This is a genomic window from Sinorhizobium sp. Y406 (assembly GCF_058732025.1).
This window is the reverse complement of the sequence record NZ_CM178975.1, coordinates 1,959,317-1,974,203: the sequence shown is the minus strand read 5'-3', so window position 1 is coordinate 1,974,203 and position 14,887 is coordinate 1,959,317. Positions and strand designations below refer to the sequence as shown.

Below are 14,887 nucleotides of genomic sequence, written 5' to 3'. Positions count from 1 at the left end.
GTGTCAGCTTCCGACGATGGTGTTGACGAGTTCGGTGGCACCGAAAATGCCGCCTATGCCGATGATCCAGAACCCTGCCCGTCTCAGATCCATGTAGCCGAACATCCAGGCAATGCAGATCACGATTATCGCGATCACAGCCAGCAGCTTCGCGATGTTGCCGGTCAGCATGTCAACGATGTTCTGCAGCACGGTCTCGATGCCGGCGGCTTGCGCGAAGGCGGGCTCGACCATGATCACCACAATGGCCGTTGCCATAACAGTGGATGCAGCTACGGGACGGATACGGGAACTGAAGGTCATTCACTCTGCTCCATTTGACTGTTCTGAAACACGAGGACGGAAGATCTCCGTCGCGAACTGAAAACGTCCCAGGACGGCACCGATGCCCTCTCGTCGGCAGGCCGATCGTCCGGCGGCTTCTCTGCCGCCACATCGACAGGGCTCTCTTCGGTTATCCCCCTCCCCTGTCCGCCATCTCCGATCACGAGAGCGGCTAGACTTTTGCCGAGCCGCTTCACTTCCTGGCGGACCTGCTGGTCGTACTTGACTATGGCGCCGACGGAGGGATCGTCTCGCCCATAGTAGGATTGCAGCATCACCTGTTCGGCATGGTCGGGATCCGCGCCGGCCTTCACCGCGAGCCGGTAATACCCGTCGAGCAGCGTCGCGGTGGCCTGAAGGTTGAGGCACGGATCGAAGGCGTCGGAGATCGAGAGCTTCAGTTTCCCGAGTTCGTCCATGCCGATGCCGCCGAGGCCGAGCTGGATGTCTTGGCGCTCGGCCGCCAGCGACGTGGCGATCTCGATCGCTTCCGCCTTGGTTGCGGGCTGCTCCGAAATTGGGGCGCCGCTGTTGATCCGGATGGCCAACGGCTCGAACCTGCTTTCAAGACTGACAACGCCGGCGAGTGTCTCGGCCTCAACTATGGGTGCGCACGCCTGCGCTAGATGGTAGAACGCAACAGGCATCGCTCAGTACCACACCCTTTGTTTGCCGACGCCGTCGATGGTCACGTCGATATAGTGGGGCTGCGAGCGGACGTTCGGCCGCGTCGTCACATAGCGCTGGCACCCCGAGCGGCTTTCGCTGCGGCGCCACGTTGCCGTGGTGATCCGATCATTGCCGGAATAGCATTCATCACTTGAGACGGTCTGTGGCGTGGTCGAGATGCAGCTCGCCTCGAGCCCGCGATCTCCATACCGCGTCGTCAGCCGGTAGCCGTCGTTGCAGTAATAGGGCTCATAGCTGGGGCGCGAGGCGTGGAACCCGACACCGCTGCAAGTTGGAAAAGAGTGTCCTTTCGCAAGCTCGCGCCAGAGCTTCTGAATCGGCGGTCGGCACTCGGCATATTGCGCCGGGCCGCCGGGATTGGAAAGGCACAGGATAACCTGGCATCCCCAGTCATCCGCTCGCGCTTTACCGTCGAAAACGAGATAGAATGCCGCTAAGCTGGCTGCAGCGACGAATGCCCGTGCGAGAGACTTGCTCATGACCATTACCCTTCACCGACGCGAGCTTATTCGAAGCCCAGCAGGATTTGCCCACTTCGCGACCCGTTTTACGATCATATATCTGACAGTATAAAAGATGACAAGCCCCCTTAATGTACATTGGCAGAGCCAGCTATTTGCCGCCTACGCCTTGCAGGAAGTTCTCGACAACCCCATTGACGGAGAGACGCCCCAATCGCGTTTAAAGCAGGTCGGGATGATGACGGTCCTCTACATGATGCATCAGAGCCACGAGAAGCTAACTCTTTCTAATATATGCAAAATTACCGGGCTGACACGCAATGCTGTGGCGGAGTCGGTCGACCCTCTCATTGAGCGCGGCATACTTACAGAGACAATCGTGAAGAACTCCATGGGGCGCGGAACTGCGCGGCAGTTCGAATTCTCTCCGGAGATTTTCGACCGACTAAGGTTGGGAGCTGAGCAGCGAAAGGCAGGAACGTAGTGGCGGCTTTGCGGATAATAAAAGCGGCGCGGCGTCGCCGCTCAGACCAACCCCTGTGGTGACATGTGGCCGGCCCGATCTTGGGTGCGCTCTTGAGAGCGCCGGTCACGCTAGGTCGTTGCCGAATCGCGGCGAACCTTTCGATCCCCATTGGCTGAAATACGAGAGTACGAGTAAAGCCTCTTGTTGGTAGCGAGCCATTCATCAGATCTCGTTGATGCCTCGAAGCGTTCCTTCGAGGGGAGCATTGCGACTTCGGGCTTGGTGAGTACGCTGAGCGCCTTTTGTGCCCGCCCCTTCCCAGCCGTCAGTGCCTCTGCAAGCGCGCCAATTGCGCCAGCCGACGCCGCGGGCCGGGCCGATCGCGTCGACGAGCTCTGTCGGGATCTTGGCCGCGACAGCAAGCATGTTAGACAGATCGCTCTTGCAGACTGGGAGAGCGGACATGATGGCGTCGCGCGTAAAGCGCTCCGCCAGCTTTTGGGCGACTCGGACCTTCTCAATGTAGGAGGGATCCCGCCGCTCATTGTTCTCTTGACCTTGGGCAACCACGAATTCCTGGTCGCTGAGGTTGCGAACGATCGCCTTGACCGGCGTATTGAGTTCCAATGCAGCTCTTAGGCGTCTGTACCCGAAAGCGACATGATAGCTGTCGGGCTTCTCGGGATGCGGTCGTACCAGGATCGGCACTTACTGGCCTTGCTTCAAAGACATCCTCTGCAAGCGCGAGCAGCGTTATGTCGGCAAGCAACTGACGTTCTCCTTTGAGCGCAAGCGGATCATCCTCGAGGAGAACGAGGTGACACGCGGTCTGGTCGGCCGCTATGTCGAGACCTACACTTTCGCCGACGGCGCCGGAACGGACATTTCAACCTGGCCGCCGCATCATCATCACGGGTACATTTTAGAGATGCGACACATAGGCCGGTTAGAGACGCGACAGTCGTCGCCTCTCGGGATGCTGGCCAAACGTCAACGTTGAGCGCAAGGATGACGGCCTTCAGCTTGGTTGAGACTATGGGCGGTCGGAGCCGGTTATGTCCTGTTTGATCACCATGTAGACGACCGGCCGCGTTGTCCTTACCCTTGACGAACCAAGATGGTTCACCAATATTAACCGTGAACCAATGAGGTTAAGACAATGACCGCTGCTTTCACTGTGCGCGTGCAAGACGAAATTGCTGAAAAGCTTGATAGGATAGCCGCGCTTTCTGATCGCTCCCGTGCCTATTTAGCCGCCCAGGCCATCGAGGATTATGTGTCAAGAGAGGAATGGCAGTTGGCCGAGATCCAAGCTGGGCTAGATGAGGCCGATCGCGGCGAGTTTGCCAGCGCGAACGAGTTGGCCAGTGTGGTAGCAAAGTACGTAAAGGCCGCTCGCAAAGCATGAGCAGCCACCCGTTGCGCTGGACGCGCAGAGCTGTCCGAAGGCTCGACCAAACCGGTAGCTATATCGCGACGGACGATCCCGAGGCTGCCGCCCGCGTCGTCGCACGCATCGTTTCGGCCGCGGACAATCTAGCGAGTCAGCCGGCCATGGGACGTGTCGGGCGTATCAAGGGTACCCGCGAGTACGTCTTTGCGGATATTCCGTATATTGTCGCATACAGGGTGAGACCCGACGTCGTCGAAATTGTGAGCGTTCTTCATGCGGCTCAACGATGGCCGCTTAAGTTGGACTAATCGGCCGTCTACAGAGCTTGTCTGATCGCGATCGCCGCCACATCATCATCCACCGGTGCTCCGGGTGGCGAAGAAAGACGCCAGGGGCGGTCAGGGCATGATCCAGTTCGGGCGTGCGCTTTCAGAACTAAACATCGAGATCCTTTGCGCGAATTCGAGCCAGGAGAAGGGGCGTGTCGAGCGGATGAACCGGACTCTCGTAGGAGAACGTCAACTGGGCACCGACATAGCGCTGCTCACGTTTGCACAGGACGTCGCACAGCCGATCCGGGGCAAGATTCAGCGACCGATGCAGATCATCAGGTGGGGCAGGGGTAATGGCAATCTGCCGGTTATAGCGCTCCGTGAACCGAGGCAGGAAAGCGTTGCCGTCGTCCACGCTATGTCGAGACCTACGCTTTCGTCCGACCAGCCCACGCGTCACCTCGTCCTCTTCCAGCATGATCCGCTGGCGGAAATAAAACTTTCTCGTACCTGAAGAGCGCGACAGTTGGCATCCATTGATGTCCGCGTGGTATGCCCGTATGCTCGGCCCATCGGAAACCTCATACACGATGGCTTCGGATGGCGCTGACGGCCAACTGACGAGAGCGGACCACCGCTGATCAGGCAAACCACGCCCGGGAAGCTGCCGCCTTTCATTCTCTCGCTGTCGCCCGAAGGATGGCTGGAATTGGTCCTTCAGAATGGGGATAAATGGGCGATGCTGCGCTCCGGCAAGCGCTGAATGTCCGATATCACTGGGGTCGAAAAGCAAAGAGAGCTGGCGATACTGTCGGCCGACACTCTCCTGACGCCACTCGCCATCTGTTCCGAGCGGGCGTCTTCAGGATTGATCGGCTGGATGCCAGGCGAATCCCTTCGGCGCTAACGCCGCCAATTCAAGAATGCTGCCCTCTAATGCCGTTCTTATACCATAGTAAGAGAGGACGTCTGTCGCGACGACCCGCATCAGAATCCCCTTGTCGATGGTTCTCACGACGGCCTCGCCATCGACGAACAGGAAGATCTTTTCCATCCCGTTGTCAACGATCGACACGCATAACTCCGCAACCCGAAGGGAAACGTTTTCGATGAGGTTCCTTGAACCTGGGAGGGAAACACAGCACTCCGAGAGGTACTCGTACATGGTCGCTCCTAATACGAGGTCGGCGGCGGGGCCGGAGGTCTTGGCGTATCGACAGGCGCTTACCGCAGCCGACTGTCCGAGATTTCTGTCAGCACGTCCTTGATCGCGTGGCCCAACGCCAGGAGATCATCTTCCGAGTGACCGGCCGTTGGGCAAAGCCGCAGCCCTGCCTTCCCCCGTGCGACCGTAGGAAAGAAGATTGCCGACGTGTAAAATCCGCGGTCTAGCAAGCTTCTCGCGGCTCCGATGGCGGTCAATTCGTCGCCCAACTCCACCGTCCGGATCGGCAACGGTGAGCCTCGCTGCTCTGTCGGAACGAGGCTGTCGAACAAGGCGGTTCTGCTTCGAAGCGTCGCCTGTAGCTCCGCGAGTTCGTTCGTCAGATGCAGTCGCTGCGACGCAAGCGCCGCGCCGATTGCGGCGACGTTCAGCGACGCCGAAAACGCGTGCGCCACCGCGAATCTTCGAAACAGTTCCTCCTGCCGCGCCGTGCCGAGCATGAGGAGGCCACCCGAGGCACCGAAGCCTTTTCCGAGGGAGGCCGCGATGATGGTTCGCTCGCGCAAAGCGCCGTCGATCTGTGATCTGGCAAAGCCTTCGCCGTGGTTGCCGAAGATCGATATGCCATGTGCGTCATCGATATAGAGAAAGAGGCCGTAGCGGTCCTGCAGGCGCCGCAGGCGCTCGATGTCGGCGCTCCCTCCCATCGAATAGACGCCATCACAAATGAAGGCGACGGACTTGTTGACGTGGCAGAGTTTCTCGAGGGCATCGAGATCATTGTGCCCGATGGTCTCGACCCGGGTTTCAGAGGCGATGGTCCCCTTGTGGAAGGCGAGCGTCGCGTGGGCAAAGCGATCGAACACCATCAGCGGCTTGACGCCGCCGGTAAGGTGCCCCGATGCGATCAGCGGCAGAGCGCTCATATTTGCCGCGAGGACCGTCGTATAGGTGATCACTCGCGCGGCGAACAATTCCGACAGCGCCACCTCCAGATCGCCAAGGATTGAGAAATTGAGACGCGTTCTCGCGCAAGACCAATGTACCGTCCCGTATTTGTTGAGCGCTTCGACGGCACCTGCAACGATCTTCGGATGGTTGTCCAGGCCGAGATAGGAGCACCGCACGAAATCGACCACCTGGCGCCCGCGGTCATGGGGAAGTGCCACGGCACGGCCCGCGAGCGGACGCCCATAAACCGCCATCAGCCCTTCGAAATGTGCGGCATCGAAATGGCTTTGGGCGTACTGGATCAAGCTGCTGGTGTTCCTTTGAGCACCGCTGCCCGCAATACTCCCTTGCCCTGATGCTTTGCCTTCCATCCGAAATATCTCCCGCTGCTTGAACGTGAATAATCGGGAGGTTTATTTCGTTTCTCGCCAAATTCAACAAAGTATATGCAAATTTTATCCAAGCGCAATTTTGCAAATTGGCGAGACTTTTCACAACTTAAACTTCATTGTTATGAATTGCAATTCAAACACGCGGTTTGTGAACTCGCTCCAGGTCAATCCGAACTTTCGTCCACTTCGATGGCATAGCCCGTGGCCCGGACCGTGCGAATTAAGGTGCGGCCGGTCAGGCGCTCGAGCGACCGGCGCAAGCGACCGACATGCACATCCACGGTGCGCGGCTGCACGTAGCAATCAGCCGGCCACGCCGCCTCTATCAGCTCCGAGCGGCTGCGCACCCGGCCAGGCGCCTCCAGCAAGCACCGCAGCAGATTGAATTCGATGGGGCCGAATTGAGCTTCTTGATCTCCATACCCGACGATACGGCGCCCGGGCTCTATTCTCAGTTGCCCGAAGGTTCTTGCCTCTTCCAGATCCGCATCGGGCAGCCGGGCATCATTCGCGTCGTTCTTTGGCAGAGAACCAAGATAGGCCAGCAGCCGCGCCGGCGAGATCGGGCGCACGAAGTTTTCGTCCGCTCCCGCCTTGAGCAATGCCAGATAGTACCGCTCGTCCCCCGACGAAACGACTGCGATCGTCGGGATATGCGCGGTCGTGTCGGAGGCCTTGATCGCCGCACACGCTCTCAACGTCGGGCCAGAATCCTCTTCCGTAACCAAGATGATTGCAGTGACGGGTCTCATCGCGGCCTGGTCCGCCACCTCGTCTTCGCTAACCAGGGCCGCCTGGAAGCCTTCCCGCGCGAGGATATAGGCGAGCAACACATAGAAATTGGCATCGTCCGAGCAAATCAGGACCAACGGTTTCGTATGCTGAGCCTTCATCAGTCAAGTCATCCTCGTCGCTGCTCTCGTCCCGAGCTTTGATGTCACAAAAATCGGGATTAATACGCTCGCCGTTGCCTTGTAACCCCCATGATTTTATTGCATCCGCATTTCACGGCGACAATGATGCGAAAAATTTGCGTTTTCCCCTTATTTTTGTTGCAACATTTTTATTGAATTTCGGCGCGCAATAGGCACTCTGTGGATTCAGCGAACCGGGTTCGCTATGCATGCACAATGATTTTAGAAAGCACCTCAGAACCGATGAAGACCAGCCTCGACCACCTTCCGCATCGAAAGCAGCGCGAGCTCGCGCGCATCGTCGAGGTGTTGCACGAGGAGTTCGAGGACGCCCTCAAGGAGGGAACGGCCGATTTCAAGAAGCGCGGCCGCATTCTGAAGATTATCCTCTTTGGATCTTACGCCCGAGGAACATGGGTCGACGAGCCGCATACGAGGAAGGGATACAAGTCGGATTTCGACCTGCTGATCATCGTAAACAACCGGAAGCTTACGGACTTCGCGGCCTACTGGCACAAGGCGCAGGATCGCTTGCTTCGGCTCCATGGGGTGGATACGCCGGTCAATTTCATTGTCCACTCTCGCCGCGAGGTGAACACCGCCTTGCGAGAGGGACGATATTTCTTCGTCGACATCCGAAGGGAAGGGATCCTTCTGTACGAGTTGGACGATGAACCCTTGGCGATACCCAAGCCCCTTGGCCCATATGACGCCCATGAGGTGTCGAGAAAATACTTTGCCAGCCGGTCGCCAGATCTCCGTTTACTCCTGGAAACAGCGGCTTTCCAAATCGAACGGTCGAGGCAGGACGCAGAATGGCGCAAACATGCAGCGTTCACTCTCCATCAAGCGATTGAACGGTCGTATTCGGTCCTCCTGCTAACACTTACGAACTACTCGCCTCCCTCGCACAATCTAAACTCCTTGCGCAGACTGGCAGAGGACAGGAACCAACTTCTCATCGATGTCTGGCCGCGTGACAGGCAACGCTACAACGCCTGGTTCAACATCATCAACGAAGCCTATGTGAAAGCCAGGTACTCCGATCACTACGAAATCAGCCAGGAGGCACTCGACTGGCTCGCGGGAAGGGTCAGCGACCTGATCACTCAAGTGGAGACCATATGTAAGGATCACCTCGAACGACTGCGCATGGAGGCGGAAAACAAGGGCGGTTGAGTTTGCCCGTTTTCCACACCCCTCTAATAGGACACGTGTGCCAGGGACGGCACGATGAGAACCGAGCGTCCGGTTCTGTGGCTCGCGAAAGCTGAGTTCCAACGTCCGGCACCCCCCTTGACCCCTGCGCCGGACAGCAGGAGGTTCAGCGTGTCCAAAATTCTTCGTAATCCCGCCTCCGGGGAGCAATGCCCCCGGCAGGATGGCTTCTGGCAAAAGCACCAACAGGAGGAAATGGTGGAGGCGGCGATCCACCTCTACGGCAGCGAAGCCGCAACGGCGGCGGCCTATTGCGCGCTCGAGGCCTGGACCGAACGCCGACACAGCGACTACGGCTTCTGGTTCGAGGTGTTCCTGCGGCTCAGAGGCCGCGTAATATAACGGTATTCATCAAAACATCGAGACCCTTTGGGTCGAGATTCTCCGAATACAGCTCAAATTCTACTTTGTTGACCCGGACACGGTGTTCATCAGGCGTGCATCAATGAGGTGACACATGAAACTCTATCAACTAGGTGACACGAGCAGGGCAATTTGCCCACATTGCGGCAAGCTTGTTTCCACGACCTTCGCCTATCGTGACGTGCCTTTCGTGGACGGATCCGCCGTGGTCAAGGGGATCCTGGCAGCAGTTTGTGACGAATGCCAGAACGTGATTGCGATCCCGGCACAATCGACTCCAGCCTTTCGGCGTGCGCGGGACGCGGCCGAGATTTCTCTTGAAGTCAGCATTCCCTTTCCAGAGGTCGAAATCCTTGACGCGGCCGCCTACCGTGTCGACCCTTCTGCGACAACGCGCTTCAGGAAATCTCTTTTCGCTTTCTACCTTCAGCGACTGCGACACAGCCAAGAGAAGGCAGAAATGCTGCGCCGTGATTTCGAGGCATCGACCTTCTAAAAAAACATTGCGATGAATATCGTCCCTGCCGGGGTTGCAGGGGACGATCGCGATGGAGGTATCAGGCCGCCTCGTCCAGGCTCTCCCGGCCCGCTCGCGCCCCACAGCAGCTAATACCTCCTCGGCCTCCCGCAACTGCTGGCGCTTCTCCGCCGACTCGTCGGCGAAGGCGAAAGCGCCACCCTGCAGCGACTGGTACGAGGCCAGCCGCCGCTGATATTCTTCCCGCCGGTGACGGTACCATTCTCGCTCCTCATCGCCTCATCGAACCCATAGAGCGCGTGTTCCAGCAGGAAAACCGCGCCGCAGGGCGTGAAGGTCACCGCCAGATCGATCTCGTAACCCGCGCCGGTGAGGCTAGGGCGTTCTCTACGAAGCGCTTTCTTTGCCGCTTCCGCGCAGCTCCTACTGACTGAGAGGGCCGAGCGCGTAGCCGACGGATCGCACGGTGCGAATTACGTCGGGCCCAAATCTGTTGAGCGCGCGCCTGATGTGGCCGATATGGATGTCGACGGTGCGCGGCTCGACTTCGGCTTCGCGCGGCCAGCATGCCGCGATCAGGTCGTCGCGACTGTGCACGACTTCGGGCATCTTCATGAGATGCAGAAGCAGCCTGAACTGGAGCGCGGAGAGGTGCACGGCGTGACCGTTCCGAATGACCCGAACGCTCGGCACGTTCATCTCAATGTCCGCGTGCCTGTAGATCCGCTCGGGCGCGGTGCCTGGGCGAGACCATTGCGACAAGTTTGTTCGAATGCCCTCGAGGAAGGCGAGCAGCCGACGCGGATCGAATGGACTGGAAATAATGGTGTCGATTCCGGGAGCATCACAGTTGAATTCTGCTCCCGCCGCGTTTGTCAACGCGGCGACGGGGACGCGATCCCCACTCGCCTTCCTGATGCGGCGGCAAAGGCTAAATTCCCCCGGGCGAGAGTCGGAGCAATCGATCAGGACAGCCAGCGGCTTCTCGGTCCGGGTCGCAGCAAGCAGCTCGCTCTCATCAACGCACAGCCGGACGGGAAAACCTTCGGCCTCGAGAATATACTCCAGGAGAAGGAAGAGCTCCGCGTCACCTGTATAGATCAGCACACCCGCGTGCATGTGGCTTCCACCTCAGAGCGGCGCATACTCTCCGCCATTGACGTCGATGGTCGCACCGTTGATGAACGCCGCTTCGTCGGAGGTCAGGAAGCCGATGGCGGCCGCGACTTCCTCCGGTTCGCCCATACGGCCCGCGGGAATGCGGGCGACGGCGGCGCGATTGAGCGCGCTGTCGCGCGGTCCGGCCATCTCGGTGGCGATCCTGCCGGGCGCAACCACATTTATCGTGATGCCCTGCGCGGCGTATCTGGCAACCAGCGAGCGGGCGAGACCTGCAAGCGCGGCTTTCGAAGCGACATAGGCCGTGCCGGCAATCCTGGGCATGGCGCGCCCGGCGATGGAGCCGACGAACACGATCCGGCCAAAGCCACTTTCGACCATGCCCGGCAAGGCGGTCTGGGAGCACAGCATTGTGCCGGTCAGGTTGACGGAAAGAACGGCGTTCCATTCATCGAGCGTAATCTCCTGGAATGGGGTGGGGCCGTCTGGCCCCTTCGGTGATATTCCGGCGTTGCAAACCAGAATCTCGGCCTTACCCCAACGCTCATCCAGCTCCCGAAAGAAGGAGGATATCTGCGCCGGCTCCGCCAGATCGACGACGCGCGCAAACACGCGCTCGGCGCCGAACTCCCGCGAAAACACCCGGGCGGCATTTTCGACATTGACAGGTCTCTGACCGAAGACGGCGACTCGGCATCCACGAGCGAGCAGGTGTCGGGCCGTTGCCAGCCCGATTCCCGCAGTGCCGCCGGTCACGACGGCAATTCTTGGCGTGTGGCTCCTCATGCGGCTTCATCCATCTTGGCGAATAGCGAGAGTGGAGGATGCGCCGCTGGATCGGTCATCACTTCGATTAGAAGCGGCCCCTCTTCCAACCCGCGCTGCAAATGATAGGCAAGTTCGCTCGGATCCTCGACACGAACGGCCGGGCAGCCGCAGGCCTCCGCCAGTTTGGCGTGGTCGACCTCGGCGAAGTGGCATGCCGACGTATAGCTGCCGAACTTCACCGTCTCCGCATCGCGTTGGAAACCGAGAATGCCGTTGTTGAGGACGACGATCGTGATAGGAAGCTTCATGCGCACCATAGTCTCGAGCTCCGCCCAACTGTGCGCGAAGCCGCCGTCGCCGACGATGGCGACAACCGGCTTGTCCGGCCGGGCAACCTTGGCACCGATCGCAAGCGGCACCCCCCAACCGAGCCCCGCCAGGCCGCGTGGCGTGATAAAGCGCATCCCGCTCATTGGCGCCCGCAGTTGGCCCAGAACCCACATCGACGAGTAGCTCGCGTCGGCAACGACCGCTACGTCGTCGGTCAGCAGATCCTGGAGTTCCGCCATCACCCGTTCTGGGCGGATCGGACGGGAGCGCGATGTCGCGACCTCTTGCCGGTCAAGCTCGAACCGTTTCCAGCATGTGGCGATGCACTCCTCCAGCCGCGCACGATCCGCATGCCGCCGCGTGAGGTCGATCCGGGTGAGTGCCGCTCGCAGGGCCGCGAGTGTTTCCCGCGCATCGCCGACAAGCCGAACCGATTCATAGTTGCGCCCGATTTCCACCGGATCGACATCAATGTGCACGACTGTCGCGCTGCGGGGAATTTGGCGCCAATTGTCGGTGCCGTTCTGGTTGGTCCGCGTTCCGATCAGAAGGACCAGATCCGCAGCTTCGACCAGAGCGGACGAGTGACGTCCAAGTGAGCGCGGACCGACCATCGAGCCGAGCACGCCGGTGGACAGCGGATGGTACTCGTCAACCGCCCCCTTCCCCATATTCGTGGTGAAGACCGGCAGGCTTGCTTCCTGCTGTAGACCCGCAAGTTCCGCCACGGCGCCGCCGCAGTGAACGCCTCCGCCAGCGATGATGATTGGCGCTTTCGCCACGGCGATCAGAGAGGCGACCTCTGCCAGTGCATCATCGGACGGCCGGATGCGATCCAGCGGCCAATGGCCCAGGTTTCTTGAACGCACGACTCCCGGAGCCCGCGCTTCTGACCGCAGGAGGTCGGCTGGAAGCAGCAAAGCGGCTGGCCCGGCGCGGCCCGACGTCGCCGCCGTGAACGCGGCATCCACATAGTCGTCGATGCGTTCCGCGACAGTCACGCGCCGCACCCACTTGGTGCAGGACTGGAAGAGGGCGATCTGATCAAGGTCCTGGAAGGCGTTCCGGTCGGTTTGATCCCGCTCGACATCCTGCACGAGTGCGACGACCGGCACGCTGGCCTTCAACGCCTCGGCCAGCGGCGGCACAAGCAACGTTGCCGCGGGACCATTTTGCGCGGCGACGACACCGACCTTGCCGGAAACCCGGGCGTAGCCGTCGGCCATCGCGCCACCCATGTTCTCCTGCCTGTAGGCAATCTGGCGAATGCCGATCGCTTCCGCCGCGAGGATGACCGCCGAAGGCAGGCTTTGGCCGAAGATGAACTCCACATCGTGGCGGCGAAGTATCTTCGCGATATGCTGCGCAACGGTTTCGTTTGGATTCTGCTGCGTCATTGCGCGCGCTCCTTTCCGGATTGGATTTCGGCCTTGAGAAAATCGTCAAATGCGGTCAGGACGAGGTCGATGTCGCTGTCGACCATCGCTGTCGAGAGGCAGCCCGCGGCTCCATAGGGGAGCAAAATGCTCAGCTCCAGGAAATGGCGGCTCATTCGTCGCATGAGCGAGGCCTCTTCGGCGCTCAGATAGGCATCGCGATATTCGACCGGCGCGACACGCTTCGGGTGGATACGGAAGAGCGAAGCGGCGCCGGTCACCGAGAATCGCGCGTCTCGCCTGGCAATGCTCGCACTCAAGCCCGCGCGCAATCTGTCACCCATCGCTTCAAGGTGATCGAAGGTATCCGGCGTCATCGCCGCCATGGCCGCCAGGCCGGCAGCCATGGAAACGGGATTTGCGGAAAAAGTGCCGCCCTGCGACAGCAACGGTTTTGCATCTTCGATACCGAAAACGCGCATCACCTCCTCGCGGCCGCCTATGGCGCCGATCGGAAAGCCGCCTCCGATGATTTTTCCGGCCGTGATCAGATCGGGGTTCAGGCCATAGCGTGCTGAAGCCCCCGCATAGCCTTGCCGAAGATTGAGCACCTCGTCGGCGATGATCAGGATTCCGTACTTGCGCGCCGTTTGCGACAACGCCTCGATGAAGTCCGGCTCCGGGTGCATGAGGCCCGCCCGGCTGGGCATTGGATCGATGATTACACAGGCGATGCGGTCGCTCACTGCCCTCAAGCGTGCTTCGAGACTCTCGACATCGTTGAAGCGCAGAAGATGGACCTCCTCGGCGACGCTCGAGGGAGTGCCGCGATAGGTCGGCGTGGCGATGGAAACCGGCTCCCAGCCATCCTTCCCGGGTGAGACACCCTGCCCCGCCTCTGCCCAGTCATAGGCGCCGTGATAGGCGCCTTCGATGCGTGCGATTGCGGGCCTGCCGGTGAAGGCGCGCGCCGCCTTGATCGCGAACATCACCGCCTCCGTTCCGCTGTTGACGAAGCGGACCCGCTCCATTGCGGGGATGCGGGTCGTCAGCAGTTCCGCGAGCGCGATCTCATGCTCTGTCGGATTGGCGAAACAGGTCCCCGAGCGCAGCAGATCGACGACTGCCTCCGCGACCGGCGCGAAGCCGTGCCCGTGAATGAGCGTGGTGAAGTTGTTGTTCAGATCGAGGAACCGGTTCCCGTCGACGTCGATGAGATAGGCCCCCTCTCCACGCTGGACATAGATCGGAAACGGGTCGCGCTCCACCGTGGCGCGGGTCGTTCCATCCGGAAAGACGGCCTTGGCGCGGCTGAATAAACGTTTGGACCTACTGCGCGCAGACGCCTGCCGCAGCCTGTTTGTTGCTTGAACGAGCATAGTTCCGGCTTCCTGAGGTGAGAAATCGACCGCTCGCTTTGCACGAGCTACACAATTTTGTTGCAACAAAAATGTAGCTCGTCAAGTCCATGCAACAAAATCTTAGCCCGATGAACCGGCACCCCTCTCCGAGTTGGCGCGCTTCAGCCGCCGATATCCATCGCGAATATCATTCTCCATCGCCGCCCTGAGGCTCGCCGCGTCGCGCTCCTCGAGCGCCTCCATGGCGATCTCGTGGTTGCGAACCCCATACTTCTCCTCGGCAAACTCTGGGTAGAGATCGTGCAAGGAGGGACCGATCCTCAGCCACAGACTTTCGATCATCGAAACGAGCTGGGGAAGACCCGAGAGACGATAGATCGTAAAGTGGAATTCTTTGTTGTGCCACAGCGCCTCCGCATAGCGCTTTTCAGCGAGGGCGGAATTGATAAGCTTTTGTAAGGACTTCAGTTCCTTTACATCAGCAAGCGTGCCGTACTGGGCGGCCTGCTCCGAAGCCAGCCCCTCGAGCGCCAGGCGTGTGAGCGTTATCTCTCGAATCGCGGTCGCGTCGAGAATCGGAACGACAACCGTCTTGGGACCTGTGTAAACCAGAGCGCCCTCGCTCGTCAGACGATTGATGGCATCGCGCGCGGGCGTTGTGCTGACGTCGAGATCCTGGGCGACGGCACGCACCGTCAACTTATGGCCCGGTCTGTAGACGCCACGGATGATGCGCTCTTTCATTTGCCGATAGGCGGTATCCCCCAGCTTTTCCGGTGTTCTCTCAAGATCTGGCGATTCGCTCAGATTTTCCGCCATTTCACTCTCTCGATCGGTTGACACTGC

18 protein-coding genes and 3 pseudogenes are annotated in these 14,887 nt (G+C 59.9%); 8 read left to right on the top strand and 13 right to left on the bottom strand.

What is annotated here, in order from left to right; all coding sequences use genetic code 11:
• Window positions 1-3 precede the first annotated feature (3 nt).
• From AC4P1R_RS26155 to AC4P1R_RS26145, 3 genes are read right to left on the bottom strand one after another with little or no spacing between them, the layout of a single operon-like run.
• Entirely contained in the window at window positions 4-303 is a 300-nt protein-coding gene (locus AC4P1R_RS26155) for a TrbC/VirB2 family protein (protein ID WP_151613300.1), read from the bottom strand.
• Complete coding sequence (locus tag AC4P1R_RS26150) at window positions 300-971, bottom strand: lytic transglycosylase domain-containing protein (RefSeq protein ID WP_151613299.1); 672 nt, start codon at window positions 969-971, stop codon at window positions 300-302. The genes AC4P1R_RS26155 and AC4P1R_RS26150 overlap by 4 nt, the downstream gene beginning before the upstream one ends.
• 3 nt (window positions 972-974) lie before the next feature.
• Window positions 975-1,493 carry a hypothetical protein gene (locus tag AC4P1R_RS26145; RefSeq protein WP_151613298.1) on the bottom strand — a complete coding sequence of 173 codons (519 nt, stop codon included), beginning with the start codon at window positions 1,491-1,493 and terminating at the stop codon, window positions 975-977.
• A 97-nt stretch (window positions 1,494-1,590) separates the two neighbouring features.
• Between AC4P1R_RS26145 and rctA the strand changes: the two genes are divergently transcribed.
• A complete protein-coding gene (gene rctA / locus AC4P1R_RS26140) occupies window positions 1,591-1,959 on the top strand; it encodes a conjugative transfer repressor RctA (protein ID WP_151613297.1) in 369 nt (122 codons plus the stop codon).
• Window positions 1,960-2,163: 204 nt separating this feature from the next.
• Here the strand turns inward: rctA and AC4P1R_RS26135 are convergent, their stop codons facing one another.
• Window positions 2,164-2,649: a ParB/RepB/Spo0J family partition protein gene (locus tag AC4P1R_RS26135; protein WP_492178287.1), complete on the bottom strand. Its 486-nt coding sequence runs from the start codon at window positions 2,647-2,649 to the stop codon at window positions 2,164-2,166.
• A gap of 19 nt (window positions 2,650-2,668) precedes the next feature.
• Between AC4P1R_RS26135 and AC4P1R_RS26130 the strand changes: the two are divergent.
• From AC4P1R_RS26130 to AC4P1R_RS26115, 4 genes and pseudogenes are all read left to right on the top strand, one after another.
• Window positions 2,669-2,812: pseudogene (locus tag AC4P1R_RS26130) on the top strand (ISNCY family transposase); the annotation flags it as partial.
• A gap of 288 nt (window positions 2,813-3,100) precedes the next feature.
• A complete protein-coding gene (locus AC4P1R_RS26125; protein ID WP_151613296.1) occupies window positions 3,101-3,349 on the top strand; it encodes a CopG family ribbon-helix-helix protein in 249 nt (82 codons plus the stop codon).
• A complete protein-coding gene (locus AC4P1R_RS26120) occupies window positions 3,346-3,642 on the top strand; it encodes a type II toxin-antitoxin system RelE/ParE family toxin (protein WP_151613295.1) in 297 nt (98 codons plus the stop codon). The genes AC4P1R_RS26125 and AC4P1R_RS26120 overlap by 4 nt, the downstream gene beginning before the upstream one ends.
• Window positions 3,643-3,697: 55 nt before the next feature.
• A pseudogene (locus AC4P1R_RS26115) lies at window positions 3,698-3,841 on the top strand (ISNCY family transposase); the annotation flags it as partial.
• Here the strand turns inward: AC4P1R_RS26115 and AC4P1R_RS26110 are convergent.
• From AC4P1R_RS26110 to AC4P1R_RS26095, 4 genes and pseudogenes are all read right to left on the bottom strand, one after another.
• Window positions 3,839-4,021: pseudogene (locus AC4P1R_RS26110) on the bottom strand (ISNCY family transposase); the annotation flags it as partial. The pseudogenes AC4P1R_RS26115 and AC4P1R_RS26110 sit on opposite strands and share 3 nt — an antisense overlap.
• A 447-nt stretch (window positions 4,022-4,468) precedes the next feature.
• Window positions 4,469-4,771 carry an SMa0974 family conjugal transfer regulator gene (gene rctB / locus AC4P1R_RS26105; protein ID WP_151613294.1) on the bottom strand — a complete coding sequence of 101 codons (303 nt, stop codon included), beginning with the start codon at window positions 4,769-4,771 and terminating at the stop codon, window positions 4,469-4,471.
• Window positions 4,772-4,830: 59 nt separating this feature from the next.
• Window positions 4,831-6,093 carry an 8-amino-7-oxononanoate synthase family protein gene (locus AC4P1R_RS26100; RefSeq protein WP_151613293.1) on the bottom strand — a complete coding sequence of 421 codons (1,263 nt, stop codon included), beginning with the start codon at window positions 6,091-6,093 and terminating at the stop codon, window positions 4,831-4,833.
• 185 nt (window positions 6,094-6,278) lie between these two features.
• A complete protein-coding gene (locus AC4P1R_RS26095) occupies window positions 6,279-7,007 on the bottom strand; it encodes a winged helix-turn-helix domain-containing protein (protein WP_492178286.1) in 729 nt (242 codons plus the stop codon).
• A gap of 264 nt (window positions 7,008-7,271) precedes the next feature.
• Here AC4P1R_RS26095 and AC4P1R_RS26090 point away from each other — a divergent pair, with 264 nt between their 5' ends.
• The 3 genes from AC4P1R_RS26090 (at window position 7,272) to AC4P1R_RS26080 (ending at window position 9,105) form a co-directional block, all read left to right on the top strand.
• Window positions 7,272-8,207: a nucleotidyltransferase and HEPN domain-containing protein gene (locus AC4P1R_RS26090; RefSeq protein WP_492178285.1), complete on the top strand. Its 936-nt coding sequence runs from the start codon at window positions 7,272-7,274 to the stop codon at window positions 8,205-8,207.
• Between the two features lie 150 nt (window positions 8,208-8,357).
• Entirely contained in the window at window positions 8,358-8,588 is a 231-nt protein-coding gene (locus AC4P1R_RS26085; protein ID WP_151613290.1) for a Y4oE-related protein, read from the top strand.
• Window positions 8,589-8,703: 115 nt separating this feature from the next.
• The gene (locus AC4P1R_RS26080) at window positions 8,704-9,105 is read left to right on the top strand and encodes a hypothetical protein (RefSeq protein WP_492178284.1); all 402 of its coding nucleotides are present in this window, start codon (window positions 8,704-8,706) and stop codon (window positions 9,103-9,105) included.
• Window positions 9,106-9,510: 405 nt separating this feature from the next.
• Here the strand turns inward: AC4P1R_RS26080 and AC4P1R_RS26075 are convergent, their stop codons facing one another.
• The 5 genes from AC4P1R_RS26075 to AC4P1R_RS26055 form a co-directional block, all read right to left on the bottom strand.
• On the bottom strand, window positions 9,511-10,206 hold the full coding sequence (locus AC4P1R_RS26075) for a response regulator transcription factor (protein WP_151613289.1): 696 nt from the start codon (window positions 10,204-10,206) through the stop codon (window positions 9,511-9,513).
• A 12-nt stretch (window positions 10,207-10,218) separates the two neighbouring features.
• A complete protein-coding gene (locus AC4P1R_RS26070) occupies window positions 10,219-10,992 on the bottom strand; it encodes an SDR family oxidoreductase (protein ID WP_151613288.1) in 774 nt (257 codons plus the stop codon).
• Window positions 10,989-12,701 (bottom strand): acetolactate synthase catalytic subunit, encoded by a 1,713-nt coding sequence (locus AC4P1R_RS26065; RefSeq protein ID WP_151613287.1) that lies wholly within the window; start codon window positions 12,699-12,701, stop codon window positions 10,989-10,991. Before AC4P1R_RS26065 ends, AC4P1R_RS26070 begins: the two co-directional genes overlap by 4 nt.
• The gene (locus AC4P1R_RS26060) at window positions 12,698-14,059 is read right to left on the bottom strand and encodes an aspartate aminotransferase family protein (protein ID WP_151613286.1); all 1,362 of its coding nucleotides are present in this window, start codon (window positions 14,057-14,059) and stop codon (window positions 12,698-12,700) included. Before AC4P1R_RS26060 ends, AC4P1R_RS26065 begins: the two co-directional genes overlap by 4 nt.
• A 102-nt stretch (window positions 14,060-14,161) precedes the next feature.
• Window positions 14,162-14,860 (bottom strand): GntR family transcriptional regulator, encoded by a 699-nt coding sequence (locus tag AC4P1R_RS26055; RefSeq protein ID WP_151613919.1) that lies wholly within the window; start codon window positions 14,858-14,860, stop codon window positions 14,162-14,164.
• Window positions 14,861-14,887: the final 27 nt, after the last annotated feature.

Bases quoted from the DNA above. Each gene is read 5' to 3' on its own strand.
- AC4P1R_RS26095 (WP_492178286.1), bottom strand. From the start codon at position 7,007: ATGAAGGCTCAGCATACGAAACCGTTGGTCCTGATTTGCTCGGACGAT.
- AC4P1R_RS26060 (WP_151613286.1), bottom strand. From the start codon at position 14,059: ATGCTCGTTCAAGCAACAAACAGGCTGCGGCAGGCGTCTGCGCGCAGT.
- AC4P1R_RS26120 (WP_151613295.1), top strand. From the start codon at position 3,346: ATGAGCAGCCACCCGTTGCGCTGGACGCGCAGAGCTGTCCGAAGGCTC.
- AC4P1R_RS26150 (WP_151613299.1), bottom strand. From the start codon at position 971: ATGCCTGTTGCGTTCTACCATCTAGCGCAGGCGTGCGCACCCATAGTT.
- AC4P1R_RS26090 (WP_492178285.1), top strand. From the start codon at position 7,272: ATGAAGACCAGCCTCGACCACCTTCCGCATCGAAAGCAGCGCGAGCTC.
- AC4P1R_RS26075 (WP_151613289.1), bottom strand. From the start codon at position 10,206: ATGCACGCGGGTGTGCTGATCTATACAGGTGACGCGGAGCTCTTCCTT.
- AC4P1R_RS26145 (WP_151613298.1), bottom strand. From the start codon at position 1,493: ATGAGCAAGTCTCTCGCACGGGCATTCGTCGCTGCAGCCAGCTTAGCG.
- AC4P1R_RS26055 (WP_151613919.1), bottom strand. From the start codon at position 14,860: ATGGCGGAAAATCTGAGCGAATCGCCAGATCTTGAGAGAACACCGGAA.
- AC4P1R_RS26155 (WP_151613300.1), bottom strand. From the start codon at position 303: ATGACCTTCAGTTCCCGTATCCGTCCCGTAGCTGCATCCACTGTTATG.
- AC4P1R_RS26065 (WP_151613287.1), bottom strand. From the start codon at position 12,701: ATGACGCAGCAGAATCCAAACGAAACCGTTGCGCAGCATATCGCGAAG.
- AC4P1R_RS26125 (WP_151613296.1), top strand. From the start codon at position 3,101: ATGACCGCTGCTTTCACTGTGCGCGTGCAAGACGAAATTGCTGAAAAG.
- AC4P1R_RS26070 (WP_151613288.1), bottom strand. From the start codon at position 10,992: ATGAGGAGCCACACGCCAAGAATTGCCGTCGTGACCGGCGGCACTGCG.
- rctB (WP_151613294.1), bottom strand. From the start codon at position 4,771: ATGTACGAGTACCTCTCGGAGTGCTGTGTTTCCCTCCCAGGTTCAAGG.
- AC4P1R_RS26080 (WP_492178284.1), top strand. From the start codon at position 8,704: ATGAAACTCTATCAACTAGGTGACACGAGCAGGGCAATTTGCCCACAT.
- rctA (WP_151613297.1), top strand. From the start codon at position 1,591: ATGACAAGCCCCCTTAATGTACATTGGCAGAGCCAGCTATTTGCCGCC.
- AC4P1R_RS26100 (WP_151613293.1), bottom strand. From the start codon at position 6,093: ATGGAAGGCAAAGCATCAGGGCAAGGGAGTATTGCGGGCAGCGGTGCT.